Origin of the sequence: Paraburkholderia sp. 32, from assembly GCF_050435345.1 — a bacterium.
GTDB classification, from domain to species: domain Bacteria; phylum Pseudomonadota; class Gammaproteobacteria; order Burkholderiales; family Burkholderiaceae; genus Paraburkholderia; species Paraburkholderia tuberum.
The window spans coordinates 1,042,117-1,068,871 of the sequence record NZ_JBNDKD010000002.1 but is presented as its reverse complement, the minus strand read 5'-3'; the positions used below and the strand labels follow the sequence as shown (position 1 = coordinate 1,068,871).

The 26,755-nt window shown below is 59.3% G+C and carries 19 protein-coding genes and 3 pseudogenes; 10 read left to right on the top strand and 12 right to left on the bottom strand.

Annotated features, from left to right (window positions below; genetic code table 11):
* Window positions 1-76: 76 nt before the first annotated feature.
* Together OKW26_RS20225 and OKW26_RS20220 are read left to right on the top strand one after the other, a co-directional pair.
* On the top strand, window positions 77-337 hold the full coding sequence (locus OKW26_RS20225) for a hypothetical protein (protein WP_429354925.1): 261 nt from the start codon (window positions 77-79) through the stop codon (window positions 335-337).
* Window positions 338-664: 327 nt separating this feature from the next.
* Complete coding sequence (locus OKW26_RS20220; RefSeq protein WP_429354924.1) at window positions 665-1,858, top strand: conjugal transfer protein TraB; 1,194 nt, start codon at window positions 665-667, stop codon at window positions 1,856-1,858.
* A gap of 471 nt (window positions 1,859-2,329) precedes the next feature.
* Here OKW26_RS20220 and ltrA read toward each other — a convergent pair whose 3' ends face one another.
* Window positions 2,330-4,033, bottom strand: a complete 1,704-nt coding sequence (ltrA, locus tag OKW26_RS20215; RefSeq protein WP_429354262.1) for a group II intron reverse transcriptase/maturase — start codon at window positions 4,031-4,033, stop codon at window positions 2,330-2,332.
* Between the two features lie 1,016 nt (window positions 4,034-5,049).
* On the opposite strand from ltrA, the gene OKW26_RS20210 reads away from it, so the two are divergent.
* From OKW26_RS20210 to OKW26_RS20185, 6 genes are all read left to right on the top strand, one after another.
* Entirely contained in the window at window positions 5,050-5,877 is an 828-nt protein-coding gene (locus OKW26_RS20210; protein WP_429354923.1) for a transposase, read from the top strand.
* 431 nt (window positions 5,878-6,308) lie between these two features.
* Window positions 6,309-7,364 (top strand): 3-keto-5-aminohexanoate cleavage protein, encoded by a 1,056-nt coding sequence (locus OKW26_RS20205; protein WP_429354922.1) that lies wholly within the window; start codon window positions 6,309-6,311, stop codon window positions 7,362-7,364.
* Between the two features lie 42 nt (window positions 7,365-7,406).
* A complete protein-coding gene (locus OKW26_RS20200; RefSeq protein ID WP_429354921.1) occupies window positions 7,407-8,228 on the top strand; it encodes an SDR family NAD(P)-dependent oxidoreductase in 822 nt (273 codons plus the stop codon).
* Window positions 8,229-8,259: 31 nt separating this feature from the next.
* Window positions 8,260-9,030, top strand: coding sequence for a carboxymuconolactone decarboxylase family protein (locus OKW26_RS20195; protein ID WP_429354920.1), 771 nt, complete (start codon window positions 8,260-8,262; stop codon window positions 9,028-9,030).
* 109 nt (window positions 9,031-9,139) lie between these two features.
* Entirely contained in the window at window positions 9,140-10,474 is a 1,335-nt protein-coding gene (locus OKW26_RS20190) for an MFS transporter (protein WP_429354919.1), read from the top strand.
* A gap of 284 nt (window positions 10,475-10,758) precedes the next feature.
* Complete coding sequence (locus tag OKW26_RS20185) at window positions 10,759-11,991, top strand: porin (RefSeq protein ID WP_429354918.1); 1,233 nt, start codon at window positions 10,759-10,761, stop codon at window positions 11,989-11,991.
* 115 nt (window positions 11,992-12,106) lie between these two features.
* On the opposite strand, the gene OKW26_RS20180 is transcribed toward OKW26_RS20185, so the two are convergent.
* Complete coding sequence (locus tag OKW26_RS20180; RefSeq protein WP_429354917.1) at window positions 12,107-12,397, bottom strand: hypothetical protein; 291 nt, start codon at window positions 12,395-12,397, stop codon at window positions 12,107-12,109.
* Between the two features lie 13 nt (window positions 12,398-12,410).
* Window positions 12,411-13,488: pseudogene (locus OKW26_RS20175) on the bottom strand (IS630 family transposase).
* 258 nt (window positions 13,489-13,746) lie between these two features.
* On the opposite strand from OKW26_RS20175, the pseudogene OKW26_RS20170 reads away from it, so the two are divergent.
* Window positions 13,747-15,138: pseudogene (locus OKW26_RS20170) on the top strand (transposase); the annotation flags it as partial.
* Between the two features lie 55 nt (window positions 15,139-15,193).
* Here the strand turns inward: OKW26_RS20170 and OKW26_RS20165 are convergent.
* Window positions 15,194-16,234, bottom strand: a complete 1,041-nt coding sequence (locus OKW26_RS20165) for an AraC family transcriptional regulator (RefSeq protein WP_429354916.1) — start codon at window positions 16,232-16,234, stop codon at window positions 15,194-15,196.
* 405 nt (window positions 16,235-16,639) lie between these two features.
* Here OKW26_RS20165 and OKW26_RS20160 point away from each other — a divergent pair.
* Window positions 16,640-16,863, top strand: a pseudogene (locus OKW26_RS20160) (IS5/IS1182 family transposase); the annotation flags it as partial.
* Between the two features lie 220 nt (window positions 16,864-17,083).
* Here OKW26_RS20160 and OKW26_RS20155 read toward each other — a convergent pair.
* From OKW26_RS20155 to OKW26_RS20120, 8 genes are all read right to left on the bottom strand, one after another.
* Window positions 17,084-18,286 carry a DUF445 domain-containing protein gene (locus OKW26_RS20155; RefSeq protein WP_429355260.1) on the bottom strand — a complete coding sequence of 401 codons (1,203 nt, stop codon included), beginning with the start codon at window positions 18,284-18,286 and terminating at the stop codon, window positions 17,084-17,086.
* 83 nt (window positions 18,287-18,369) lie between these two features.
* The gene (gene phaZ, locus OKW26_RS20150) at window positions 18,370-19,212 is read right to left on the bottom strand and encodes a poly(3-hydroxyalkanoate) depolymerase (protein ID WP_429354915.1); all 843 of its coding nucleotides are present in this window, start codon (window positions 19,210-19,212) and stop codon (window positions 18,370-18,372) included.
* Between the two features lie 58 nt (window positions 19,213-19,270).
* The gene (locus OKW26_RS20145) at window positions 19,271-19,693 is read right to left on the bottom strand and encodes a phasin family protein (RefSeq protein WP_429354914.1); all 423 of its coding nucleotides are present in this window, start codon (window positions 19,691-19,693) and stop codon (window positions 19,271-19,273) included.
* A gap of 62 nt (window positions 19,694-19,755) precedes the next feature.
* Window positions 19,756-21,462: an alpha/beta fold hydrolase gene (locus tag OKW26_RS20140; RefSeq protein WP_429354913.1), complete on the bottom strand. Its 1,707-nt coding sequence runs from the start codon at window positions 21,460-21,462 to the stop codon at window positions 19,756-19,758.
* Between the two features lie 42 nt (window positions 21,463-21,504).
* Window positions 21,505-21,969 (bottom strand): MaoC family dehydratase, encoded by a 465-nt coding sequence (locus OKW26_RS20135; RefSeq protein WP_429354912.1) that lies wholly within the window; start codon window positions 21,967-21,969, stop codon window positions 21,505-21,507.
* 22 nt (window positions 21,970-21,991) lie between these two features.
* The gene (locus tag OKW26_RS20130; protein WP_429354911.1) at window positions 21,992-23,638 is read right to left on the bottom strand and encodes a fatty acid--CoA ligase; all 1,647 of its coding nucleotides are present in this window, start codon (window positions 23,636-23,638) and stop codon (window positions 21,992-21,994) included.
* 312 nt (window positions 23,639-23,950) lie between these two features.
* The gene (locus tag OKW26_RS20125; protein ID WP_429354910.1) at window positions 23,951-24,862 is read right to left on the bottom strand and encodes a LysR family transcriptional regulator; all 912 of its coding nucleotides are present in this window, start codon (window positions 24,860-24,862) and stop codon (window positions 23,951-23,953) included.
* A gap of 179 nt (window positions 24,863-25,041) precedes the next feature.
* On the bottom strand, window positions 25,042-26,739 hold the full coding sequence (locus OKW26_RS20120; RefSeq protein WP_429354909.1) for an electron transfer flavoprotein-ubiquinone oxidoreductase: 1,698 nt from the start codon (window positions 26,737-26,739) through the stop codon (window positions 25,042-25,044).
* Window positions 26,740-26,755: the final 16 nt, after the last annotated feature.

Genomic DNA, 26,755 nt, shown 5'->3' with positions numbered 1-26,755 from the left:
GTCTAACCGGCAGGCGGAACACGCACGACGTCACAGGGGCGCGTTAATTAGCGCGCACCACGATTTGGAGCGCACCATGCAGCAGATCACCTCATGTTTCAGATACCCGGATGCGGGCGAACTCAAGATGCTCGAGGGTCTGGTGGCCGATACGGTGTCGGCAGCGGTTGTCACGGGTCGGTCGCACGAACAGTTTCACGGCTGGGAAGTGCAAGCGTGGACCAGCGAAAGTCGGCTCGTGCGGCGCGCCCACCTACGCATCCTCTATCGCAATGCGTTGTGGCAGCAGTCGGACTGGATTCTCGATTGGCCCAGACCGAACGCAACCGTGCATTGAGGCGTTTCCATGGACTGCTCGTCTACGGCGCGTCCCGCGCGTCCTGATGAGCGGTTCCGGGAACGGGTTCCGGCCCGAAGGCTGGAGCTGGACCGCTCTCCGAGGCGCTGCGTCGACGTTGAACTGTCCGGTGAGGGCACGTCTTCTCTCATGACAAAGCTCCGGGGTCACGGTGAGGTTGGCGACGATCTCGACAGTGACAGATGCGCGCGGCCGCCTGAAGTCGCCACCCTCCCACTGAGCAAACGCTTGTGCTCCGGTTGTCGATCTGGTGATGATTTCCGGTCCCGGTGGCGCAACGGTTTGTGGTGTGGCCTCTACGGCGCAATGGGCGTCGTCGTCGCGTTGCTCGTCTGGTATCCCGGTCACTGGCTGATCGCGCTGCTTGTCCTGCCTATCATCTGGTCTTCTACGTGTAGCCGGTGGTCGGCATTGTCACTGTGGGCGGGCTACTATCTGACCGGTGCGCGCGATATTCCTCTCGTGTGTCAGCGCTTCTTTGTGGGTTACGGCGAGCTGCCAGCGCATGCGGCGCTTGCGCTTGGCGTTGCGTTCTGGCTGGCGCAGGCGCTTCTGTTGTCTGCACCATGGGTTACGTTGACGCCGACGACTGATGCGGCACGGCGCGCATGGAGGGCTGTACTCGCCACCTTGCTCGTGTCGGTTCCGCCGCTGGGTATCATCGGCTGGCTTTCGCCCGTCCATGTGGCCAGTGCCCTGTACCCAGGCTGGCAACTAGCGGGTGTCACGATGGGATTGTGCGCGCTGGCCTCGGCCGCGTGTGTCCGACAGTCAAAAGTTGCGTTGGCTGTCGCGATTCTGTTGGCGGCAGCTGCCGTCGTTGCCCATGTCATGGTTCAAGATACCGAGGTGCCGGCTGGATGGATGTCGGTCAATACGTTCTTCGGACGGCTCGACCAGAAAGACTATGCTGCACTCTACGCCCGTACTGAGGCAGCGCAGGAAGCGGCCAGGCGGCAATTCGAGGATGGTGCAACGGTGGTTGTCTTGCCGGAGGAAGTGATCGGGATATGGCGACCCGCCATGCAATACTGGTGGGACGGTTATCTGAATCAGCTGGTCAGGACCAACCGGACTCTGATCTTGGGGGTGGACCTGGCGGATCATGATTCCGCACGCGAACTCCCGCGAAATGAAGATCGTTTCCTGAGATACACCGACAGCGCTGTAATTGTCGGTGTGGAAGGCGGGCGGTTTGATAGCCGTCAGCCAGTACCAGCCGGATTGTGGCGCCCATGGGAGCAGGTGAGTGCGAGCCGGGGCGGTGTGACGCAGCGATACCTGGATATCGGAGGCCGGCGGGCGTCTTTCTCGATCTGCTATGAAGACTTCCTGTGGTGGCCGCATTGGCGTCTGCTGGTTGACAGACCCGATGTCCTCGTCGGGATGTCCAACGACTGGTTCAGTGCTGATCTCGCACTAGCGAACATTCAATGGCAAAGTGTGCAGTCGATTGTGAAGCTTGCCGGCGTGCCCTTGCTAAGAGCCGTGAATCGATGACCCTGAGCATGTCGCGGTACGTCAACACGTCGATGCCGACGCTTTTGGTGTGACCTCACGTAAGGCCGTAACGCTTGCCGGCGGCAGATGCGTCGGAGGAGGCCGCCTACCGACTGGCCGTCCGTTTTCCTGTGCGAGAGGTAGTGCTCGACTGCGCCGCGCGCCGCGAGCCCCGCGTGTCAGGCGCGTAGCGCGGCGAGCGACGCGACGTCGGGCACGGCAGCGTACTGTTCCCCTGCCCGACAAGACGACAAGGAGGCAGGTTTGAAGGGCACAGCTTAGGTCGCAGATGGTGTCCTCGCGATAAGGGTATTTGAGACGGCGCGGCAGCTTGGCTCACTGATCACTAGCGGCGGGACCAAGTTATGCAGCCAAATCTTGCTCTTGCGGTCGGGTAGCAGCGGTGCATTACTGCACCGCCGCCCCCTAAGAACCGTGCATGCGAGTTTCCCAGCACACGGCTCAAGCCTTTCAAAGCCCCATTGCCGAGGCCGGTTTCACTACTGAGAGTCCGAGGGCACGCGCGGCCCGATGGCAATCCGGGTGAAGCATCGTCAGGTTGCTGATCGTGTCCTTACCGCCATCGATCTTTCGCTCCAGGTGGTACAGCCGCCAGCCACTGGATTTCGTGATCATTTGACGACAGACCGGACAGGACCTCTGCTGATCGAGCCACAACCGGATCAGCCGCATCCGGCCCTTGAGCGAGTCCATCATCGTGAAGCCCAACCGCTCTTCGAAATAACTTTCCCACTGCGGGTCGAACGGGTTTGCGGCACCCTTGATCTTGCGGTGCCGCCGGATCGACGTGCCGTCAATGTCGTACAGCGTCAGAAGTTCACGCTTTCCATTGCTGAGCACTTTGTCCGTCGCCGTACCAAAGACCCATTGGCGGGCGCCAACGGTTCGAAAGTACTTCCGACGTACCCAGTGCGAGTTCTTCTGCGGGTGTCGGCGCTTCGCCCAACGCCATAGACATTCCCAAATCGCATGAGCAACCTTGTTAAAGGTGCGCTTCGCCACGACATGCCGATAATAATCCGCCCAACCGCGAATCTTTGGGTTGAGCAGGCGGATCAGACGATCGTGTCTTAGCGTTGCATTGCCTTTCACGACGTCCCGAAGCTTCCGCATGAAGCGCTGAACGCTCGTTTTGGCCGGCTTGATCAACAACTTGCCGTCGTACTTGCGAACGTTCATGCCCAGGAAATCGAACCCATCGTTGATATGCGTGATCCGGGTCTTCTCCCGTGACAGCGATAATCCCCGCTGTGCAAGAAACTGCACGACCAGCGGCATGACTTCATCCTCCAGCACTTCTCGCGTCGCGCCAGTGATAACAAAGTCATCTGCATATCGAACGACGTTAACCTTCGACGGATTCCGGCCGCCTCTGCAGAACTTCGCAAGAAGTGTTCGTTCTAACCCATCGAGAGTCATGTTCATCAACGTGGGCGAGATAATACCGCCCTGAGGCGTACCCGCTTCCGTCGAGTGAAAGACACTGTTGTGAAGGTAGCCAGCCTTCAACCACTTTCGCAGTATCGCTTTGTCCGTTGGGATGTGGGCGACCAACCAATCATGCGAAATTTCATCAAAGCAGCTCCGGATGTCGGCCTCCAGAATCCACTGCGCGCGATTGCTGCTGGCCAGTGAGATAAAGCACTGTTCTATCGCGTCGGCCGTGGAGCGGGCGGCTCTGAACCCATAAGAGTTCGGATCCGCCATGGTTTCTGCAACAGGTTCGAGTGCAAGCAGATGAAGCGCCTGTTGCGCTCTGTCGACCATGCAGGGAATTCCAAGAGGTCTCAGCCGTTTCCCGTCGGCTTTCGGGATATATATTCGTCTCAGCGGCAGAGGGCGGTAGCCCCGCCGCTTTAGAGACTTCACTGCCTGGAGTCGGGACCTCGGCGTAGACCATGTGAGGCCGTCTACGCCGGGAGTCCGTCTACCCTGATTCTCAGTCACCCGTCTGACGGCGAGTGCCTTGCCGCTGAACGAGTGGGTCAGCAACCACTGCAAAGCCTTCACCTTGCCGTACTTGCCGTCCTGTGTCGCCTTCACGATGCGAGCCTGCAGCCTTCGAATCTCACGATAGCATCGGGCCCAATCGACATCGTTCCAATGCATTGCGCGATCGGAGGACGCACCGGTGCCGGCTTGCTGCACTGTCATTTGCTTCTCCTCCTTTGAAGGTTCGTCAGACTCTTTCGTGACGAAAGACCATGCGGAAGTCTGCCCGCTTTCGCGTAGGATGATGTTGCCTTGCGGCGCAATCCCTATCCGTCCGATTACAGGACGGCGTTCGCTTTCTCCGCACTCCTGTTCCCGCACCTCCAACAGCTTTCCTCACGGTCGGCTTGCCCGACTGGGCAGAGATACGGGGTTTCCGTGTTCCGCATCGTTCGCAGGAATGGTTTAGGCTCTGCTTCTCCACCGGTAGCACCATGTCCGCGCTGCCCCATCTTATAAAGGGCAGACCTGCTACGTTCCCGTTTTGGGTGGGGCCTATCAGTGTCTTTGGCCCGTCTAAGTTAACGATGTTTATCAGCAGTTCAAATACTTTAACCATGCCATCCAGTCTAGCGCCCCCTCCGCATTGACACTCGCAGGGGCACCGTCGTCTCACGACCACGGCTTAGCTTGCGCCGGGCTACATTGTCTCGGTGGCTTCACACGGCGCCGTTACCAGCCCCGCATGCACCAATAGACTACGAGCGACGGAACGCCCGGTTTCCTCCCGCCAGACATCGACGGTAAAACAACGAACGAAGCGACCTCACGTCGCACAAAAGAAAACTTATCTTAATAGCGCGCGATGTCTGCCTGATTTTGGAGCAGCCGAGGTTTCGTGAAACCGCCCAAGGGGAACGTCATTCGCAAGCGCTGCGTTGCTCGGCCTTGCAATCAAATGGCCCGGAGCGGAAGTCGAAATCAGAGGGTTGATAGTGACCACTTTCCCTGTCATTTGCGGACATTAATCAACTTGGCAACGGAATCCGATGGCGCTATCAAATCTGAAGTGCAACACCGTTTCTTACAACTGGTTGCGGGTTTTTTCAAGCCGGCGGAATCGGTTGAAAGGCCACCCGGGCTTGGGTTCTACCCGCCTGGCACGAATCGGCTAGAATCCCGATGCTTTGAAGGTCGAAATGGCCGAAAGTCAGTCGTAGCAAGAGATTCCAACGAAATTGAGCGTCGACAAGTTCGAGCAATTTGTCTGGCTGCATCTGAGCAAGGGCCGTCGCGGACCCGCGCGAAAGCTCAGCGCGCATGCGATTTTCAACTACCTTCTGAAGGCGCTCTATCTCGGCTGCCAGTGGAAGGAGTTGCCCATCGAGAAGGATTGGCATGGCCGTCCCGAGATTCATTACACCCGCATTTATCGCGCCTTCCGGCGCTGGGAATCGGACGGATGCCTTGATGCCATTTTCGAGGCTTCGGTGTTCAGGCTTCATGGCGATCACCGCCTGGACACGCGCATCATCCATGGCGATGGCACCACAACCGCCGCGAAGAAAGGCGGCGACAATCTCGGCTTCAGCGGCCACAAGAAGCTCAAGGGCTGCAAGGTCGTTGCCCTGTGTGACCGGAATTGCAACGTCATCGCGCCGTTCGTCAGAACACCGGGCAATCGGAATGAATCGCCGCTGTTACGAGAAGCGCTGCCGCGGCTCACGAGCATCGCCCGTGCGGTGGGGCTGGATCTGCGGGGCACGGTCATGAGCCTGGATGGCGTGTACGATTGCCGGCCCAACCGCAAAGCCATTTTCAATCGCGGCATGGTGCCTAACATCAACGCTAATTCGCGCGCCAGAAAAGGACCGAAGCGCGGGCGCAAGCCGCTGTTCGATCCGGCCATCTTTGAAGAACGGTTCAGGACAATCGAGCGGGTGTTCGCGTGGGAAGATAAGTTCCGGCGCCTGCTGCTGCGCTTCGAGCGACTCAGCCACCTACACTACGCATTGAAAACCCTCGCGTACACGATGATCAATCTTCGGCACTACTGCCGAAGCTGATCACTTGCTTCGAGACCTTTGTTTTCATCGCCGGCCATCGCGCCGTGGTCACGCTCGCCCGCACCATGCCGATACCTTCGCACAACAACACACATGGTCGCATCGCAGGCCTAGCCGCCGCGATTCCTTCCCATCCCATGGGCTTGTCCAACCGCGCTGCGCCGAGCCTGCTTGAAACGCGCAACCAGTTGTTTGCTTGTCCCGCTTGCCTTACTGCGACAGAACCTCTGCGCCTGCCCCCAAGCAGCAATCGCCGTCTCTGCGGACCCCGAAGGCCCGGTCTCCGGAAGGGTAAATCCTGATGGCAATAGTAACAAAATGACAAGTTTTGGTGACAATATGATAAATCGACAGTTGCGCGTTTCCTTAAAGTTCAATGGACGGACCAGCCTAATCACGGCCGGTCATCCCTACCTTGCCGGAGATGCCTTGTGAATTTTCTCGACGATAGCCTTTTCCCCGAAGTTCAAGAAAAACTCGTGATTCAGGTGGCGCCGTTCGGCCCTCAGTGGATTCCGAGCGACTCGGACGACATCCCCGTGAACATGGACGCCCAGATCCAGAAGGCGGTGGACTGCTACAACGCCGGCGCCACGGTGCTGCACGTGCATGTGCGCGAGGAAGACGGTAAGGGCTCCAAGCGCATGTCCAAGTTCAACGAGAGTCTCGCCCGGCTGCGCGAGGCGGTGCCCGATATGGTCCTACAGGTGGGCGGCTCGATTTCCTTCGCGCCGGAAGGCGAGGGGCAGGAAGCCCAGTGGCTCGACTACGACACGCGGCACATGCTGGCGGAGCTCGATCCGAAGCCTGATCAGGTCACGATCGCGATCAACACCAGCCAGATGAACATCTGTGAGTTGCTCACGCCGGACGACGTGATGGGCACCATTCTCGAGAAGCCTGAATACTTCAATGCCTATTCGGAAATGGTCGTCGATGCGAAGCCGTCGTTCTTCATCGAACACCTGCGCCGCCTGCAGGCGGCCGGCATTCAGCCTCACTTCATGCTGGGTCACGTGCACCAACTCGAGAGCGTCGAGCGCCTGATCCGCCGTGGTCTCTACACCGGTCCGCTGGTGCTCAATTATGTTGCGATCGGCGGCGGCGCAGCGGGTCTACACCCGGCCGATCTGATTGAATTCGTTCGCCGGACCCCCGACGGCGCGGTGCTGACGATCGAAAGCGCGATGCGCGCGGTGCTGCCGATGAACGCGATGGCCATCGCGATGGGCCTGCACGTGCGTGTGGGGATCGAGGACAACCTGTGGGGCCGCAAGGGCGAGCGCATGACGTCGGTACAGCAGATCGAGCAGACCGTGCGGATCGCGCGCGAACTGGGCCGCGATATCGCGACCGGGACGGACGCGAAGCGCATCTATCAGATCGGGGAGCAGTACAAGAGCGCCGACGAAACGATCGCCGCCCTCGGTATGGCACCGAATCGCAAATCCGCGCAGCGCGGCTTTACGGTGCCTGGCCACGCCTGACACCCGGGCGCGCGTTTCCTCATCAGTCTGATCGAAATGAACATGAAACTACGTAACAGAATTGCCTTGGTAACGGGCGTAGGCCCCGGTCTCGGACTCGGGTGTGCGGTAGCACTCGCCGCCGAGGGCGCGACGGTCGTCGTATGCGACGTGGACGAGAAGGCGCTGGCGACAGCCCGCGCCGCCGTCGAGGCATTCGGTGCTGAATGTCTTGCGGTGCGGTGCGACGTATCCTCCAGTGCGGACGTCAAGAGCATGTTCGCGCAGATAGTCGCGCGTTTCGGCACCTTGCATATCCTGGTCAACAACGCCGCGCTGACTCCTAATCGCGCCATTGATACCGAGCGCCGCAACAAACTGTACGCGTACATGCAGACGCCCATGCCGCGCCAGTCACTGGGCTTCACCAGCGAGATCAGCGATGAAGAGTGGCATCGCTACTGGGGCGTGAACGTGCACGGCGTGTTCTATTGCACGCGCGAAGCATTAAAGCTGATGGAACCGCAACGCGACGGGAAAATCATCAACATCGCGTCGATTGCCGGGATCTCGACCAGAAGCGCACATAGCCCGCACTACTGCGCCACCAAGGGCGCGGTGATCGCCTTCACCAGGTCTGTCGCATTCGAAGTGGCCGGCGCCAATATCTTCGTTAACGCCATGGCACCCGGCGGCGTGGCTACCCCGGCATTTAATGAATACCTCGACAGAATTGGCGAAGACGGCCGAAATCGTCTGTGGCAGGGCTGTCCGCTGGGCCGCTTCGGCACGGTGGAAGAGTATGCATCGACGGTCGTCTATCTGGCGGGCGAGCATTACCTGGTTGGCCAGATCATCAGCCCCAACGGCGGCACGGTAATCTAAGGCCCAAATACCTTCCAGTACAACAGTCCAAATGAACGCAAGACAACCTACACCCAATTTCGACACGATGCGTGCAGCGGGCCTCGCTGACTCTAAGCTCGATCCGCTCGCGCAGTGGGACCCGGCATGGACCGAGTCCTTTATGGCGCTTAGCCAGAGCGCACAGACGAGCGACGTCCTCGATCCGAAGCTGGTCGCGCTAATTCGCCTGAACATCGACGTGACGGCGACGCATCTGTACGGTCCCGGTGTTCGCCGCCACGTGCGCGCCGCGCTGCGCCTTGGGGTGAAGCGTGCGCAAATTATGGAGGTGTTCAAGCTCGCAAGCGTGGTCGGCATTCACGCCTGCGCGCTGGGGGTACCGATCCTCGCCGAAGAACTGGCCCATGCAGGTATTGCCGACGATGCCACGCCCGCCCCGGCCACGCCCGTATGCGACAAGGTCCGCGCGAGCGGCATGTTCAATCCGCTATGGGAGACGATCTATCGCTGGGATCCACAGTATCTGGAGAATTTCCTCGCGATGGGGTTGGGGTTGTGGACCGACAACATCCTGCCGCCGCTGTGGATCGAATTTCTCTGTATCGCGGGGGATGCCGCCATTACTCATCTGTATGCGCACGGCACCCGCCGGCACATCAGGGCAGCGCTCGAACTGGGCGCGACCCGCGAGCAGATTCTCGAGGTGCTGAAGATCGTCAGTCTGCAAGGCATCGAAGCCTGTGAACTCGGCGTTCCGCTGCTGCAAGCCGAATGCGAAGAGTTCGAACGGGCTCGAACGAAATCTTCTTCGACCACATAGCCGTGCACTGTCTGCCGACGTGTCGTATAAGGCACGCGCGCAGAACCTGTAACAACCTGATGCCCAGCGCCCGAGCGTTGCGGCATCGAATGCAGTACGTGGAGACACCATGAGTCACGCCGTATCGCAGGCAGAGGTCATCATCGACACACGCGCGTCGCCCGAGGTCCGGCAGACGTACCGCAAAATTGCCTGGCACCTGCTGCCGTTCCTGTTTCTGGCGTATGCCGTCAACTCGATCGACCGGATCAATATCTCGTTTGCCAAATTACGCATGGCGCACGACCTTGGCCTGAGCGATGGAGCGTACGCGTTCGGTGCGACCGCGTTTTTCATCGGCTACATCCTGTTCGAGATTCCGGGCAACCTGTACATGCAACGGGTGGGTGCGCGCGCCACGCTGACCCGCATCATGGTCCTGTGGGGCGTGGTCACCGCGCTGACGAGCTTCGTTAATACACCAACGCAACTGTATATCGCCCGCTTTGCGCTCGGCGTCGCCGAGGCAGGCTTTTTCCCCGGCGTCATCCTTTACCTTACATACTGGTTTCCGTCATGGAAACGCGGCCGTGTGACTGCGATCTTTTTCATGGCGGGATTTGTCGCGGGGATGGTCAGCGGGCCGCTTGCGGGTGCAATCATGACCGGTCTTGAAGGCTGGCAGGGCATGAAGGGCTGGCAGATGCTTTTCGTACTCGAAGGTCTTCCCGCTGTCGCGCTTGGCGCATTCGCCTGGTTCTGGCTCGACGATAGCCCTGCGCGCGTCACGTGGCTCACCGATCGACAAAAGGCCATCGTTGTCGAGAATCTTCGCCTGGATCAGTCCTCACGAGTTACCGAAAGCAAGTCATTTAGACAAGTCATACGAGACCCGCGCGCCTATCTCCCCGGCATTGTGTTCTTCACGCTCTATTCCGGGACCAACACGGTGGCGTACTGGATGCCCTCGTTGCTGCAAAGCGTGGGAATCACAGACTTGCGCCGCATTGGCGTGATCGCGAGTTGCCCGTACATGCTCGCCATGGCGGCGATGTATCTGCTCGGGCGCAGTTCTGACAGACACCTCGAGCGCCGCTGGCACCTGGCGGCGACCATGCTGACAGCCGCGGCCTCGTTCTGGATGATGCATGTACTGCAAGCCAACGTCCTGCTCTCGACGGTGTTCATGACCATCGGCGCGGCTGCGTGCCTGGCGGCGGTACCGCTCTTCTGGACGATTCCACCCGCGTTTTTCAGCGCGAGCGCGGCAGCGGGGGGCATCGCGTTCGTCAGTAGCATCGGCTCCCTGGCCGCGGTGCTCAGCCCGGTCACTGTTGGCGCCGTGAAGGCGCATACGGGCAGCCTGTATGTCGCGTTCGACGTGATCGGCGGCATGTTGCTGATCGGCACCGTCATCCTGCTGGTTGGCATACCGGCGACCCGGCTTCACGAACGCCAAACGTAAAGCCGCGCACCAACAAGACCCGCGATACCACGACGCACTGTGACCGCCTCTGTCCGTCTCGCACGGGCAGGGCGGCGGCCGATCTGTAACCAGGGTAGCAGGTCGGGACTATGCTCCACATCGCCTGATATAACGCGACGTCACAGGATTAGTACTGCAGATTTGTTGATTAAAGAACGTGATCAAAAGAGAAGGATCGCGACGTCGTGTGGCCGAAGAACGCGACGCGAGCGTTCCCGAGGCAGTTGTAGGTTTAGCAAAAAAATTGACAACAAGGAGACGGTATGAAGTTGAAACTGGTAGCCGCAGCCGCGGTGGCCGTAATCGGGAATGCTGCGTATGCGGACTCGTCAGTGACGCTGTACGGCGTCCTTGACTCGGGCCTTCTGTATCAGAGCACCTCGGCGGCAGTCGTCAGTGCCAACCCATCGACGTTGACGGGGCTTCCGCCGGGTACGAAATTGCCTCCGGCTGCGGCGGCATCGGTAGCAAACGCCCTGAAGAATCTTGGAGCAGTCTATCGCTTCAAGGACGGCGGCATCTACTCAAGTATCTGGGGCATGAAGGGAACCGAGGATCTCGGTGGTGGCTACGCCGCAAACTTCAGGCTGCAAGGCACGTTCGACACCGGCACCGGAAAGTCTGGCCAGTCCGATACGGCTGGCGTTCCAGGCTTCTTCAACCAGATCTCGACAGTTGGCGTGAGCGGACCGTTCGGCTCGATCGACGCGGGTCGCCAGCTAGCGCCGATGATCTACGCGATGGGGGAGACGGACGCTCGCCACGCACAGTATTTCGGCAGTATCCTCGGTGCCTGGATCGGCCTGAACTCAGCAGCGGGCTGGCCTGGAACCAGCACTAACGGGCCAGTTGGCGCACTGTACGACAGCAACGCAATTGTCTACAGGTCTCCAAAGTTTTACGGTGTGAGCGCCGATCTGGAATACGCGCCGGGCGGCGTCGGGGGGCATTTTCAAGGGGGCACGCGCGAGTCGGCGGTGCTGAAATATTCGGGTTACGGTTTGCGGCTCTCCGCGGTTTACTACAACGCGCACGATACGAATCCCTTCACAACAGTCACGTCGACGACAGCCGTGCCAGCTACCGGCCTGAACAACAACCGCTACTGGTACCTGGGCGCCCTCTACACAATAAAGGACTTCACCGTTTCGGCGTCGTACAGCAACGGCGCGAATCCCGCTCCCAGAAGCGCGACGAATCCGAATGGCGGCATCAGTCTGGACCTGTATTCGGTCGGCCTCGGTTACCGGTTTACGCCTGCGTTCAAGATCTCGAGCGGCCTTTATTACATCAAGGACAGAAACAATTCGAAAAACACCTCACTTGAGGCGGCGGGCGGCGTCGAATACAGCCTTTCCAAGGCCACCCTGGTCTATGCTCAGGTGGGTTGGGTCAACAACCACGGAGATATGACTCAAGGCATTACCTACGGGGCGCTGGTTGCGCCTGGCATGGGTACGGCGGCGGTCAATATCGGTCTGCGTCACAACTTCTGATCGACTGAGAAACTGTGGCTCGTGTGACAGTCCCGGGCGAGCCGGCTTTCTGACCGAGGCGTCAGTGCGCGTCTTCGACAGAGCTAGTACAGCATCCTGTAAATGTCTTTAATAATTATCGTGCTGCAAATAAGGCCGTAGGAGTGACGACGACCTCGGCCATTTCGTCGAGTGAGCCTGTGCCCGGCAGCGGTTCCCATCGGCCGGTGCGGCTGCGAAAGGCGGCACTGTAACGATTGCGGGCGAGCTCGGTAAGGCGCGCCACAACAGTCGGTTCCTCATCATCGAGACGTTTGATGAGCAGGTGCCGCCCGTAGGCTTGTGTGACGATCTGCTCATGGCCGAGCAAGCTGCGCAGTTGACGCTGAAGTTCAGTCGCGTAATGTTTAGTGGGTATGGCTGGCATGTCTGTCGCTCGATTACGATGTGCCCGTTTGCAACGGATAGCCCCGGAAAGTCCATTTGAAGGGGCGTGCTGCCTGATTATGCTCGTGCATAAACTGCTCGGTGCGCTCGCGCAGATGCGCCGTGCTGGTATGGCTGGCGTGGCATAGCACTCGGCGCGTGTAGCGGGTAAACCGCAGTTCGATCTGATTGACCCAGCTCGCGTGCAGCGGGGTGAAGTGGAAGTGAAACCGCTCATCATGCCGCTCGTTGAACGGCTGCCAGACGGCCTGAGCGCGATGCGTATTGAGGTTGTCCCAAATCACGTGCACCTGTTTGCCCGGGTGCGCAGCCGCCACGCGCTTCATGAAGGCGACCAGGTCGTCCTGGCTGCGCCGCTCGTGGCGGTCTGCCAGCACCTGACCGGTATGCACATCAAGCGCGGCAATCAGCGCCTGAGTGCCGTGCCGGATATATTCAGACTTCCGACGACGCAGCCGTCCCGGTGCCGGCGTGCACCCCGGATGCTTGCGCTCGACGGCAGCCCGTCTTCTCGTCGATGCTGAGCACCACCGCGTTTTTGGGCGCCTTGCGGTACAGCTTGCAAATCACATTGACCTTCTCGCGAAAGACCGGGTCGGGAGTGTGTAGCCATTGCTGGACCCGGTGCGGTCGAACGTCGCCAGCCTGCCGAATGCGCTGCACATGGCTGCGGCTGATCTGCTCGACAATGCCACGCTCGATCGCGCGCGCCACTGTCTCGTCCAGTGTCGGCATAACCCCTCCCACGGGTTCGTGTGCTTCACATGCCAACGCAATCAACTGCAGTCGCGTTTCTTGCGTGATGCGTGGCGGACGGCCGCTACGCTCACCCTCGCGCAGGCCCTGCGCACCGTGCTGTGCGATGCGCTTGCGCCACGTGCAGACCGTCCGCACCGATACGCGCAGCTCTCGAGCAATCACCGTATTCGGGTGTCCTTCGTGCGCCCACAGCGCGATGCGTGCCCGCCTCACCTCGCACTGAGTCGCGGCCTTCCGATCGATTAGCGACAGGAGTTCTTCTCGTTCTTCCTTCGCCAACTTCACTGGCGTTGCATGACGACCTTGGCTCATCCCGAAATGATAGCCAAGACAATTATTTACTCGTGAGTGACGAGTTCGCGCCTGTTTTTCACGGGTTCGCGCTGGCGTTCGTCAGTGCCAATCCGCCCATCAGCAAGCTAATCCGCTTCGTCTAGTTTCCTCCCATCACCAATCTCGTCTTCAGGCGGTGACGCCTCGATGCGGCTTTCGGCTTGAGCAGGCCGTTTGCACACCCGATACACGCATCCATGTGATACTTCGTAGTACATAATAATTTAAAGGACGATCATGGCGCTCTGGACTGCATGGTGGGACGCGATCTGGCTGTTGCGCCCCGCGTTCTCCCGCCTGCGCAGCTTCATGTGGTTCGCCACTGTCGTGGCTGGATTGACGGTGCGCACCGACTTGCTTGGCGTGAGCAGCATCGTGCGAGCCCTCAAGCTGCGACCGGCCCTCTACGGAAAGCTGCTCGGCAGCCTGCACAGCGATGCCGTCCAGCTCGACAGGCTCACGGCGCTGTGGACCCAGATCGTGCTGCGGCTGTTCCCTGACCCGCTACGCGTCAATGGCCGACCGGTCCTCGTCGGGGACGGCATCAAGGTGGCCAGGAGCGGCAGGAAGATGCCTGGCGTCAAGCTGCTGCATCAACAGTCCGACTCAAACACCAAGCCCGAATACATCATGGGACACTCGATGCAGGCGGCGAGCCCGCTCGTGCGGGCCGCCAACAGCGTCTTCGCCGTACCGCTGGCTGTGCGCATTCACGAAGGCCTGGTGTGGACCAATCGCGATCGACGTACCTTGCTCGACAAGATGATCTCGCTACTGGGTATCGCCTCAGTGCAGGAGCCGTTCTACTTCGTGGCCGATGCCTTCTACGCCGCGGGCAAGATCGTCAAAGGCCTTCGCGAGAACGACAACCACCTGGTCACGCGCGTGAAGACAAACGCGGTTGCCTGTGCCCCGTTCGTGCACGAAGGCGCGCGCAAACGCGGGCGTCCCAGGCGCTATGGCGAGAAGGTCAAACTCAGATCGCTACTGGATGATCCCCAGGCCATGCAATGCGCCCCCAGCCCGGTTTATGGGGAGCACAATGTCACCATCCACTATCGGGTCTGCGATCTGCTGTGGCCGGCGTGCGGCCAGCTGGTTCGCTTCGTCGCCGTGATTCACCCCGGCAGGGGTTCATGCCTGCTGATGTGCACCGACCTCAATCTCGACGCCATCGAGATCATTCGCCTGTATGGATTGCGCTTCAAGATCGAGTACAGTTTCAAACAGGCGGTGCACCGGATCGGCACATTCGCGTACCACTTCTGGATGCAGGACATGAAGCCGCTTGCCCGCCGTAGCGGCGATCAATACATGCATCGCGAGTCGCTCGATTACCGCAACGCCGTCAAGCGAAAGATCCACGCTTATCACGTTTTCATGCAAGCCAGCATCGTCTGCCAGGGACTGCTCCAGTATCTGGCCGCCGTGTTTCCGTCGCTCGTCTGGAACTCGTTTGGATCCTGGTTGCGCACCATCCGCCCCGGCATCCCGCCATCGGAGCTCGTCGTCGCCAACGCACTACGCCAGTGCCTACCGGAATTTCTCGTGAATAGCACCGGAACCCATTTCTTCGCAAAATTCATCGCCGAAAGGCAGGACCCCGAGACATTCGAGATGTTCCGACTGGGAACATCGCCGAAAATGGGCCCGAATTCGGCACTCACGAGATTATTTAATAAAGCTATTTACGGGATGTTGTACTAGTCTGTGCGCGGGCCTCGGTCCTGCGCCATTCGCTGGGTGTTCGGCCATGCCAACGCCGGAAGGCACGGGTGAAGTTACCCTGATTCTCGTACCCCAGGCGCGTCGCGATATCGGCGATCAGCAGATCAGTTTGTGCCAGCAACTGGTTTGCCAGATTGCGTCTAGCAGCTTCGAGCAATGACTCGTAGCTCGTGCCCTGTTTGTCAAGATGGCGATACAGGGTGAAGCGGTGTATCGCAAAGAACTCAGCTACTTTCTGCGACGTGCAGCCGTGCGGCAACAACTTTTCGATTACTTCTCTCACACGCGAACTAAAATCCTCGCCCTGGCGAGCTTGCAACTCGCTCATGTGCTGGTGAAGGAAGCGTCCCAGTTGCTGGTCGTGACTCGACCTCGGCTGATCGAGCAACGACTGTGGAAACAGGACCTCGTATTGAGCCTGCCCGAACCAGACCGGCGCCTGGAAATATTGCTCGTACAAGGCGCTCGTTTTCGGCTTTCGAAACGCGACCCGAACGAGCGTCGGCCGCCACGACCGGCCGAGGATGATTTCTAGAATCCGGACATTGGCCGCCAGGTAAGCTGTGAGCAAATGCTGCGCGCCAGGAATGTTCGAGTCGATCGAAACTGACATGCAGGCGTAGCCTTCGTCTTCCGTCATGCGCACATGCAGGCCGCGATACCAGAGCCCGCAGAAACGAATGAGGCTTTCGATCGCCTCCCGTACCGTTGGCGCATTGAGGACAAGAAAGCGCAACGGCCCCGCGTTGTCGAGTGTTGCCCTTTGCCCGAGGAGCAATCCTACGTGTTCGCAGTGAATCTTTTTCGCTGCGGCTTCGAGGATGCGGCCATGCGTTACGGTAGATAGGGGACTCAAGCGTGAAGCCAATGCTTCGCGGGTCACGCCGAAAGATTCCAGAAGTTGCCACGGGTCGGCGCCGTGCTCGATCATGACAAACGGCAACGAACCGAGCGCACCGACCGGGATCGACTTTTCCGCTGTTGATGCGCGCTTCATGTTTCTGGCTCTAGCAAAAAATCCTTTCACGGACGGGTATGCGATCTTTTTGAAGTCCAGATATTTTACCTCCACTTAGCCAGCTATTTGGCGGTTCGTTGATGATTTCCGTCGGCGAAGCAGCGGTGTTTTTTTGCAAGTCGTCGGCTTTGGAATGTGTTCGAGCGCAGGATCGTTGCGATCGAAGCGCCTGGCAAGCCTCTCATGCCTGCGAACGGAGATTACGCTAGCAAATCACGGTCATCCGGTATGAACAGCCCCCGTCCTCCAGAGTAACGCACGCGTGAAAGCCGGGACCTTGCCGCGAATCGAAGTTAAGGCGCAATCGGCCGACATGTATTTTTGCTCATCCGGGCATCGCGTTTAACGTGAATGGATGAGCCAGTCCACTGAGAGAGCCCATAGATGAGTCGCTTTATGCCCGTTGATCGTCAGACGGACTATCTGTGTGTACCGACTATCTGTTGGAGCCGTCGGTTGAGGACCGGTTGCCGGAAGACCATCTGGCGTGATTCGTCGCGGAAGTCATCGAGCAGATGGACGTCTCGGAGGTGAGTGGGAAGTACGCGGGTCGAGGCATGGCGGCGCATCAACCCGAGGTGCTACTGGGTTTGCTGGTGTACGGGTACCGGCCGATGGGAGCCGCTGCCGGGCACAGGTTGTCTTGATGGAATGCCCGAGGTCGTCGTGACACTCTTGTAGCCTTACTTGCAGCTCGATAATTATTAAATCTATTCGAAGGGACGTCGTACCAGGTTGCGTCAACGGAGATAGACTGATTGCGGTGCAGCGTTTCTTGATCGGGAGGCAGATCGACGCTATGTGCGCATGGTCAACACAAGGGAGGGATCACCGGGCCACGAGAAGGACCGCAGCGTGAAGCAAGACGCCGACCGTGCCACCGACAAATGTGCCGTTTATCCGAATGTATTGCAGGTCGCGCCCGATTTCCGCTTCGATCTTTCGACTGACTTCTCCGGCGCCCCAGCTTTTCACTACTTCGGTAATCAGCGCCGCGACCTGGTGTTGAGCGCGCGGTACCAATGTTTGGGCGAGATTCAGCAACCATGCGTTCAGCTTAAGCTGAACCGTGGCGTCGTCCTTCAAGGCTTCGGAGAGTGATATGAGAGCACCCGCGATCGCGTGCCGGACAAACGAACGTTCGCGATCGACGTCTGCCGTCACGCGCGTGCGAAGTTGGTTCCACAGCACACGGTAGCAGCCCTCATTCTTGAGATGCCGGACGCAGTCACGCATCAATGTCCGGCCGACGCGCTGGTACCTGCCGGATGTTTTCAATTTGACCGCCAGGTCTCTAATCGCGCCATCGAACTGACGACGAAGTTCATGCTGAGGATTTGCAACGACTTCATGAAGTAAGGCGACAATACCTTCAACGAATTTATCGACGATGTAGCTGTCCAGGCGCGCGGGCGTATATCTCGATGCCGCGCTGAATCTCGCCTTGAGCACACCTTCGTTGACCAGAAGCCACTGTTTCAGCGCCCGCAGTGCTCGGTCCAGTAGCGGCTGATGACGATTATTTTGGGTGACGATCTTCAGAACATTGCCAGCGAGGCTAGACGCATCAAGCGTGCGCAGTTGCGGGACGAGTACGCGTTCTAAGAATCGCGCCACTTTCCTGGCGTCGAGCTCCTTCAGCAAGCCGGGGAGAGTGTCGGAGACAGATTCAGCGATGCTTTGGCTATTGTCCGAATTGGCCAGCCACGCGGCTATTGCCTTCGCCGTGTTGCACGCCCGCAGCTTGCCGATCGCGACCTCTGGCGTCAGAAAATGCTCTTGGACGAAGTTGCCAAGTCCCTCGCCGATTCGCTCATGGCTGCGCGGGATGATTGCCGTATGCGGGATTCGAAGGCCAAGCGGATGGCGAAACAGCACCACCACCGCGTACCAGTCAGCTATCGCGCCAACTGTTCCGGCCTCGGCAAATGCCCGCACCCAGTGTAACCAGGGGTAGGCGGCCTGGCAGGCAGCGCACGCTAACAACAGCACCAGCATGACGGCGAGCAGACAGGTCGCTGTGGTACGCATGCGGTTCAATGCCGCATGCCTCGCATTAGCTCGGAAAGCGGACGTTGCTCGTCGGTTACTGGTCCAGTCGTCCTCCAAGGGCATCAGGACGATTCCTGTCGCAGAAATGCCCGCACCGTTGGCGCGACGTCTTTAACGCGTGCGACCAGAAACAGGTGACCGTCGTCGATCACATGGAGTGTCGCATTACGAATGCGAGCGGCGAGGATTTTAGCGTTACTCAGCGGCACGATCGGGTCGTCGTTACCGTGCATGACGAGAGTTTGCTGGCGCAGGGTTCCGAGCCAGGGGAGGCTACTCCAGCCCCACGCAGCCAGCAACTGATAGACGTACCCACGGCCTCGCGGCGGCCGAATATGGCGGCTGTGTTCCGCGAGCAAGGTGGGATCGTACCGGTAGGCTCCGCCGTAAATTTCGGCACCGATCCTCTGAAGATACGTCGGATCGGTGTATCGGCGTGGCCGGATCAGCTTTGACAGCACGGAGAGCTTGGCTGGCACCATGATGACGCCCGGCGAGGTGGCCGCCAGCACTAGACGGCGGCAACGAACTGGATACAGGTGGGCGAACTGCTGCGCGAGGGCGCCGCCCCAGGAAATACCCAGCACATCGACTTGCTCGACATAACCTAGCTGCGAGAGAAGCTTGTCGGCAAGCACCGCAAGGGTCGAGAAGCGGTAGGGCACGACCGGCGCGGGCGAGCCGCCCACACCGGGGATGTCGAAAATAATGACCTCCACATCCCCGAGGGCGTCCGCGAACGGCTCGACAAGTTCGAGATTGGCACCGATACCATTAAACATAAGCAGCGGCGGGGTTGCGCTGTTGCCTGGCCGAACGCCGACACGCAAAGTCTGACCATCGACGTCGACGGTGCGGATGTGCATTCTGTGACCAGACTCAGCGCGTGTATCGGTTACTTTCATCAACGTGTCCTCGAGACAGTTACCCTACAAAGGCTGTATCGCCCAACGGAATACAAAACTATTTTTTGACTTGCAAGAGTGCTTTCATCTCCTCGACGTTCTCCGCGACGCGCCTGCTAACGATGGCAAGGCTATCGGAGTGAGCCTTATAAAGGGTGTCTGCCATCTCAAGGAAGTTCGTCAGGGTGAGGCGCAAGGCTGGCGGAACGAGTTCATGGGTGTCCGCAACAGGCTTGCTCTGTGTCGCTGTCGATCGCGCCATAAGCGATTGCAATCCGGTCGTCGTCGTGCTCAGAATGGCGGCCTGTTTCTCCCCGAGCGACTGAAAGCACCCGAGCGCCTTCATGTTGGCGGCCGTCAGCGCCTCGATGTCCTTGCGGCGAGATTCTAGAATCGCAGCCAGGTCAACGTGGGGAAGCTTGAGCAGGTCGATCACCTTGGCGTATTGCGAGAAAAAGCTATTGGAAGTGGTTGATTCCATAAAATCTCCAAACAAACTGCGTTAAAGAAAACAGTGGCACCCTCAGCTTGCGAGACGCGAGCTCATGCTTCAGTGACATACATTCCGGGCGCGCTGCCGCATACCTGCAGTCGCTCACTGCCGAGTGACTTCGGTGCCGCTCGGCTTTTACCGGAACGCTCCGCGAGCCACTCTCGCCAGTGGGTCCACCAGGAATCCGGTGCCGTTTGCGCGCCGGCCAGCCATTCGTCAGGGTTCGGCGGCAGTTCGGGGTTAAGAAAGAACTTCGCCTTTGGATTGCCGGGCGGGTTGATCAGGCTCTGGATGTGGCCGCTCGAACTGAGGACGAACTGCGTGTTGCCGCCGAAACACCGCGCCGACTCGTAGACGGCCTTCCAGGGCGTGATGTGATCGGTGACGCCGGCCACCACGTACTTGTCGCATGTCACCTCAGTCAGGTCGATGGGCGTACCCAGGACAGTGAGTGCGCGCGGTTTCGCGAACAGGTTCCCGGAAAAGACGTCGATCAACTGGCCGTGGAGCCTGGCCGGCAACCGGGTCGTGTCGTTATTCCAATAGAGGATGTCGAAGACCGGAGGCGGATTGCCCATTAGGTAATTGTTGACCCAATAGTTCCATACCAGGTCGTTGGGCCGCATCCACGCGAACACACGGCCCATGTCGTCGCCTGCCAGCACGCCCTTGGTCATACTGCTGTGCTTGGCTGCCGAAATTGTTTCCGGCGTGGCAAAGAGACCGAGTTGCGACTCGTTCGTAATGCCGAAGACCGAGACCATCAGCGTTGCAGCGTTCACCCAACTCTCTCCGCGACTCGCCAGATGGCCGAGCAGGGCCGAGATCGTCATCGCGCCAGAACATGCGCCGTGCAGATTCACGTCCTCGCAGCCCGTAATGTCCCGGACTGCCTGAATGGCATCGATCAGCGCGGCGACATAAGTGTCCAGATCCCAGTCACGTTGCTCAGAGGTAGGATTGCGCCAACTCACCGCAAACACCTGAAACTCGTTGTTGACCAGATACTCGACGAAGCTCTTGCCTTTGGATAGATCGAAGATGTAGAACTTGTTGATCTGTGGCGGCACGATCAGTTGCGGGCGTGCATAGACCTTTCGCGTGGCTGGCGTGTACTGGATAAGTTCCAGCACCTCGTTGCAGAACACCACCGCGCCCGCGGAGGTTGCCAAATTCCTACCGACTTCGAACGCACTCTTGTCAACTTGAGCGGGCATGCCTTGGTTGCTCCACGTGTCCGCTAAAAGGTTCTGGAAGCCTGCCAACAGGCTTGTCCCGCCGGAGTCGGAGACCTTCCTGAGCGCCGCCGGGTTCCCGAGGAGCGAGTTCGTCGGCGCCATTGCGTCGGTGAAGGCCGAGATGACAAACTGTGCGCGCTCTTTGCTCCGGTGGTCCAGGGCTGAGCGGTCGACGAAGCCCGTCAACGCGTTGCGCCAGGCGAGATAGCTTTGCAGCGACATGCGATACAACGGGTTGTCACGCCAGGCAGAATCGGTAAAGCGCTTGTCGCCCTTGGGCGGCGCAGATGCCGCCGTGCCAGAGAGCACCGAGAACAACGCGCTTGCCAGCGACGCTTTCTGCTCGAGCAGAAGGGCGGGATGCTGAAACGCCTGCACGCCGATCTGCTGAGCGGTGGCGAGAATGTCCTGCGCACGCAGCCCGACGAACGGGTTGGGCCCCAGCACCGTTTCAGCGGCGCCTGCCGAAAGGTCCTCGGGCGTGCTATTCGTTGACGTGTCCTGTTTGGTTATAACCATCGTACTGTTCCCAACGCAACTTCTTCAATGAGGTTCGGTGCTTCACGCCACCAGCATCGCCAGGGATTCCGCGATCAGCGCCGGCTTATTCTCGCCGTCGATCTCCAGCGTGTTTTCGGTTTTCAGGAGTACCCGACCACCGCCTTTGTTTTCCGCCGACAGCAACACCACGCGGTTGCGAACCCGTGCTCCGGCTTTCACCGGCGCGACAAAGCGCGTCTTGTCCAGTCCGTAGTTCACCCCGGCCTTGGCATCCACGGGAATCAGTCCCATCTCGATGGTCAGCGCCGCCAGCAACGACAAGCTCAGATATCCGTGCGCGACCGTGCCGCCGTACGGACTCTCACGCCCCGCGCGCTCCTCGTCGACGTGGATCCATTGGTTGTCGCCCGTGCAGTGCGCGAACGCGTTGATGCGCGCCTGGTCGACAACGACCCATTCCGAAACGCCGAGCTCACGGCCGACAAAATCGCCGAGTGTTGCCACGCTATATCCCGGGATCTTCATAGTGTCACCTCCTGGTTATCAATCAGACGAACTGTTCGCGCAGTCGCTTTTTGTTGATCTTGCCGACGCTCGTTTTCTCCAGCGAATCGACGATCCTGACGATCTGTGGTACCGCATACTTGGAGATCACCCCTTGGTCACTGAACGCGAGAACGTGCTTCGTAATTTCGTCCTCGGCGAGAGGGGGGGTGTGGTCTTCTGCAAGCACCACGAGCGCCGCCGGGCGTTCGCCCCACTTCGAATCCTTGATCCCTATCACTGCCACCTCGGCTACGCCCGGGTGCTGAGAGATCAGGCTTTCGATTTCGAGGGAGGAGACCCACTCGCCGCCAGACTTGATTACATCCTTGAGACGATCGGTGATTTGCAGATAGCCCGCAGCGTCGATGTTGGCAATGTCCTGGGTATGTAGATAGCCGCCATCCCACAGTTGCGCTGAGGCCTCCGGGTTTTTCAGATAACCCTGAGTCAGCCAGGGCGCACGCGCGACGATCTCGCCCGCTGTATGGCCGTCGTGCGGAAGGTCGTTCATATGCTCGTCGACCACGCGCAGTTCAACCAGCGGTAGCGGCAGGCCAGTTGTGCAGCGTAAGCGCAGCTCTTCTGCGGCATCGCGTGGAGCGCCGCCAGGTTTGAGTTGCGCGAGGCTGAGAGCTGGGCAGGTCTCGGACATACCGTAACCCGCGAAAATATCGATGCCCCGGTCGAGCGCTGCTCGCGCTAATCCGTGCGGCAAGGCACCCCCGCCGATCACAACCTTCCAACTGCTTAGATCGATGGATTTGGCCGAGGGCGAACTGAGCAACATGTGAAGGATAGTGCCGACGCAATGCGAGAACGTAACGCTTTCATCGCGCACCAGCTCCAGGAGCCGGTCGGGTACGTAGCGGCCCGGATAGACCTGCTTCACTCCGAGCATGGTGGCGATGTAGGGCATACCCCAAGCGTGCACGTGAAACATCGGCGTGAGCGGCATGTAGACGTCGCCGCGATGAAAACGCTGACCGGTTACGGGGCTCGCCAGCGCACCCATCATCGTGATGGTGTGCAGGACCAGTTGCCGATGGGTGAAATAGACGCCCTTCGGCAATCCGGTGGTACCCGTCGTGTAGAACGTGGTGGCGCAAGTGTTCTCATCGAAATCCGGGAAATCGAAACCGGTAGGGCTCGCGGCGAGCATGGTCTCGTATTCGGCGCAGATCGGAATCGTGTGCGCGCATGGCGCGCCGTCGTCGTCGATCCAGATGAATGTGTGCACCGTTTCGAACTGGTCCTTGATCGCATCGATCACCGGCAAGAAATCCGTATGGACCAGCAGCACCTGCGCGCCCGCATGGTTGATCGTGTACAGAATCTCCGCTTGCGACAACCGTACATTGACCGTCTGCAACACCGCTCCCATCATCGGCACGGCAAAGTAACATTCGAGGTAGCGATGGCTGTCCCAGTCCATCATCGCTACCGTGCTGCCGTGCTTCAGCCCCAGCGCGCTCAGACCGTTCGCAAGCTGCGCAATGCGTTCGCGCAGCATCGAGTAAGTTAGCCTTTTCTTGCCGCGATAGACGATTTCCTGATCGGGCGCATGCGCGAGCGGGGTGTGCAGCAAGTGTTTGATCAACAACGGGTAGGCATAGGCCGAAGACGTCGTATCCGTTACATGGTTTTGCATGGCTTGTTCCTTCAACTGCGTTACTTGATACCTGCCGGCGTGCACAATCGATCCTCGACCACTGTCGGTAGGGTTCTGACAGCCGTGGTGGCTTGTTGACCACACGGAGGTCTTCCCCCGGTGACGTAGCGGTGCCGCGCGGTTAGAGCATGACGACGTCAGCGGACCTTTCTGGGTTGACTGTCTCAGCCAAATTTGTAGCCATCCGGTCTTCGCGTGGACTCATTGTCGAGCACCCAAACCGTTTTGACAATTCCACTGGGAATTGACGAACTGTTGAACGACGATTGACAGGTATCCTGAATATGATCGTCACATCCATGCCTGGGAGAGCGAGCCGATGGCGTCGCGCAGGTAGTCGACCACGGCTTGCGTCGCTGGTGCCGGATATCGATTTGGCAGCGTCATGATGTACAACGAGTCTTGCTGGCCAACCACATGGTAGTCAGGCAAAACGGACAGCGTTGTGTGATTGGTTGGTGCATGCGATACGTAGGCCGGCATAAGCCCAACCCCGATGCCGTGAGACACTGCGTCGGCTAAAAATGAATAGTCCGATGACTGTAAAGCCGGTTGAAGCGTGACCGTTTGGCTATCGGTGGCATCCAACTTGTGCGTGAGCTTGAGCGCGACACGGCGGCCCGGATAAGGCGACGCAATGAGGGTGTGTCGTTCGAGGTCGGCGGGGCAGTTGATCGGACCGTGCTGCTCAAGATAGCCGACCGACGCATACAGCCTCCAGTCGATCGTGCATATATGCCGCGCCACATAATCGAGCGGCGGAGTGGAGGTGATTCGTAGCGCCACGTCAACTTCAGAAGAGATCAAATTATCGACGCGGTTGTTGAAGCTGACGGTGAGCGCGATCTTGGGCTGCGCCCGAGCAAATTCAAGCAACATCGCGCCAACGAAGATTCTTCCGAAGCCGGTCGGTATGCTTATTCGCACCCGTCCCTGAAGGGTGTGTCCGAGACCGTCCATTGATGCGCGCGCAGCGGCCAAGTCGTCGAGCATGCGCTGGCCGCACTCGTACAAGGTCTGTCCGGCTTGCGTCAGTTCAAGGCTGCGTGTGGAACGGCGCAGCAGCTGCGTGCCAGTTTTGGATTCGAGAACTTTCAGTCGCTGGCTGATATTCGAACGTGTCATGCCGAGCTTGCGCGCGGCTGCGCTAAGGCTGTGCGAATCGACGATCGCGACGAAGAGACTAATGAGATTCAGATCCATTGGAGCGATTGTCGACTCGGAATTGTGGGGATTGCTATGGCGGCCGCTGATTTGTGTCACTCGTACTGAATGCGTTTCATCAGTGTCGACGATCTCGATGGACGGACGGCCGTGGTCAAGCAAAACTCAACCGTTGCAAGAAACCGGAAGAATAGGTTTCGCGGATATGGGGACTCCGATTACATGTTCGGATAATTCGGACCACCACCACCTTCGGGCGCCACCCAAACGACGTTCTGCGTTGGGTCCTTGATGTCGCAAGTCTTGCAGTGCACGCAGTTCTGAGCGTTGATCTGTAGGCGATTGCCGCCCTCGTCCGTTGACACGAACTCGTACACGCCAGCCGGGCAGTAGCGGCTCTCTGGGCCGGCATACGTTGAGAGATTCACATTTACCGGCACCGACGGGTCTTTCAGCGTCAGGTGCACGGGCTGATTCTCTTCGTGATTCGTGTTCGAGATGAAGACCGACGACAACCTGTCGAACGTCAGCTTCCCGTCCGGCTTCGGGTACACGATCGGCTTGCATTGCGATGCGGGCTTGAGCATCTCGTGGTCCCAGTGCCGGTGATGCAGCGACCATGGCACGTTGCCGCCGAGCAGCTTTTGCTCGATGCCGACCATCACCGTGCCCAGGTACAGGCCCTTGCTCATCCACTGCTTGAAGTTGCGGGCGCGATGAAGCTCGGCGTGCAGCCACGATTGTTTGAACGCTTGCGGATATGCCGTGAGTTCGTCGGATTGGCGCCCAGAGTTCAACGCATCGAACGCGGCGTCAGCGGCGAGCATGCCGGTCTTGATTGCCGCGTGGCTGCCCTTGATCCGCGAGGCGTTCAGAAAACCCGCGTCGTCGCCGACGAGCGCTCCGCCCGGAAACACCAGTTTCGGCAGCGACATAAGGCCCCCGGCGATGATCGCACGTGCGCCGTATGAAAGTCGCTTTCCGCCTTCGAGGAAAGCGCGGACCGACGGATGCGTCTTGTAACGTTGGAACTCCTCAAATGGCGACAAGTACGGGTTAGTGTAGCCAAGGCCGACTACGAAGCCGACCATCACCTGGTTGTTGTCGATGTGATAGAGGAACGAGCCGCCGTAGGTGTCGTTTTGCAACGGCCATCCAGCCGTGTGGATCACCAGGCCAGGCTTGTGCTTGGCGGGGTCGATTTCCCACAGCTCCTTGATGCCAAGTCCGTAGACCTGCGGATCGGTGTTTTCGCGAAGCTTGAATCGGTCGGAAAGCTGGCGCCCCAGATGCCCGCGTGCGCCTTCGCAGAAGAGCGTATATTTCGCGTGCAGTTCCATGCCGAGCTGGAAATTCTCGGTCGGCTGTCCGTCGCGGCCGACACCCATGTTGCCGGTGGCGACGCCCTTGACCGAGCCATCGTCGTGGTAGAGCACTTCCGCGGCCGCAAAGCCCGGGAAAATCTCGACGCCGAGCGCTTCCGCCTGCTGGCCGAGCCAGCGGGTGACCTTCGCGAGGCTGATCACGTAGTTGCCGTGGTTCTTGAAATTCTTCGGCAGCGCCCAGTTCGGCACGGCCGTGGCGCCAGTTTCGGACAGGAACAGGAAGCGGTCCTCGGTGACGGGCACGTCAAGCGGCGCGCCTTGCTCTTTCCAGTCGGGAATCAGCTCGTTGAGCGCGCGCGGATCCATCACGGCGCCGGAGAGCACGTGCGCACCGATCTCAGAGCCCTTTTCCAGCACGCAGACAGCGATCTCGGTTCCTTTTTCATTAGCAAGCTGCGTGAGTCGGATCGCCGCTGACAGGCCAGCCGGGCCGCCGCCAACAATCACGACGTCATATTCCATCGATTCGCGGGGACCATACGGACTCGCGGATGACTCGTCGAGGTTAATGCATTGGTTGGTTACGTCCATGTCTACAATCGTTCCT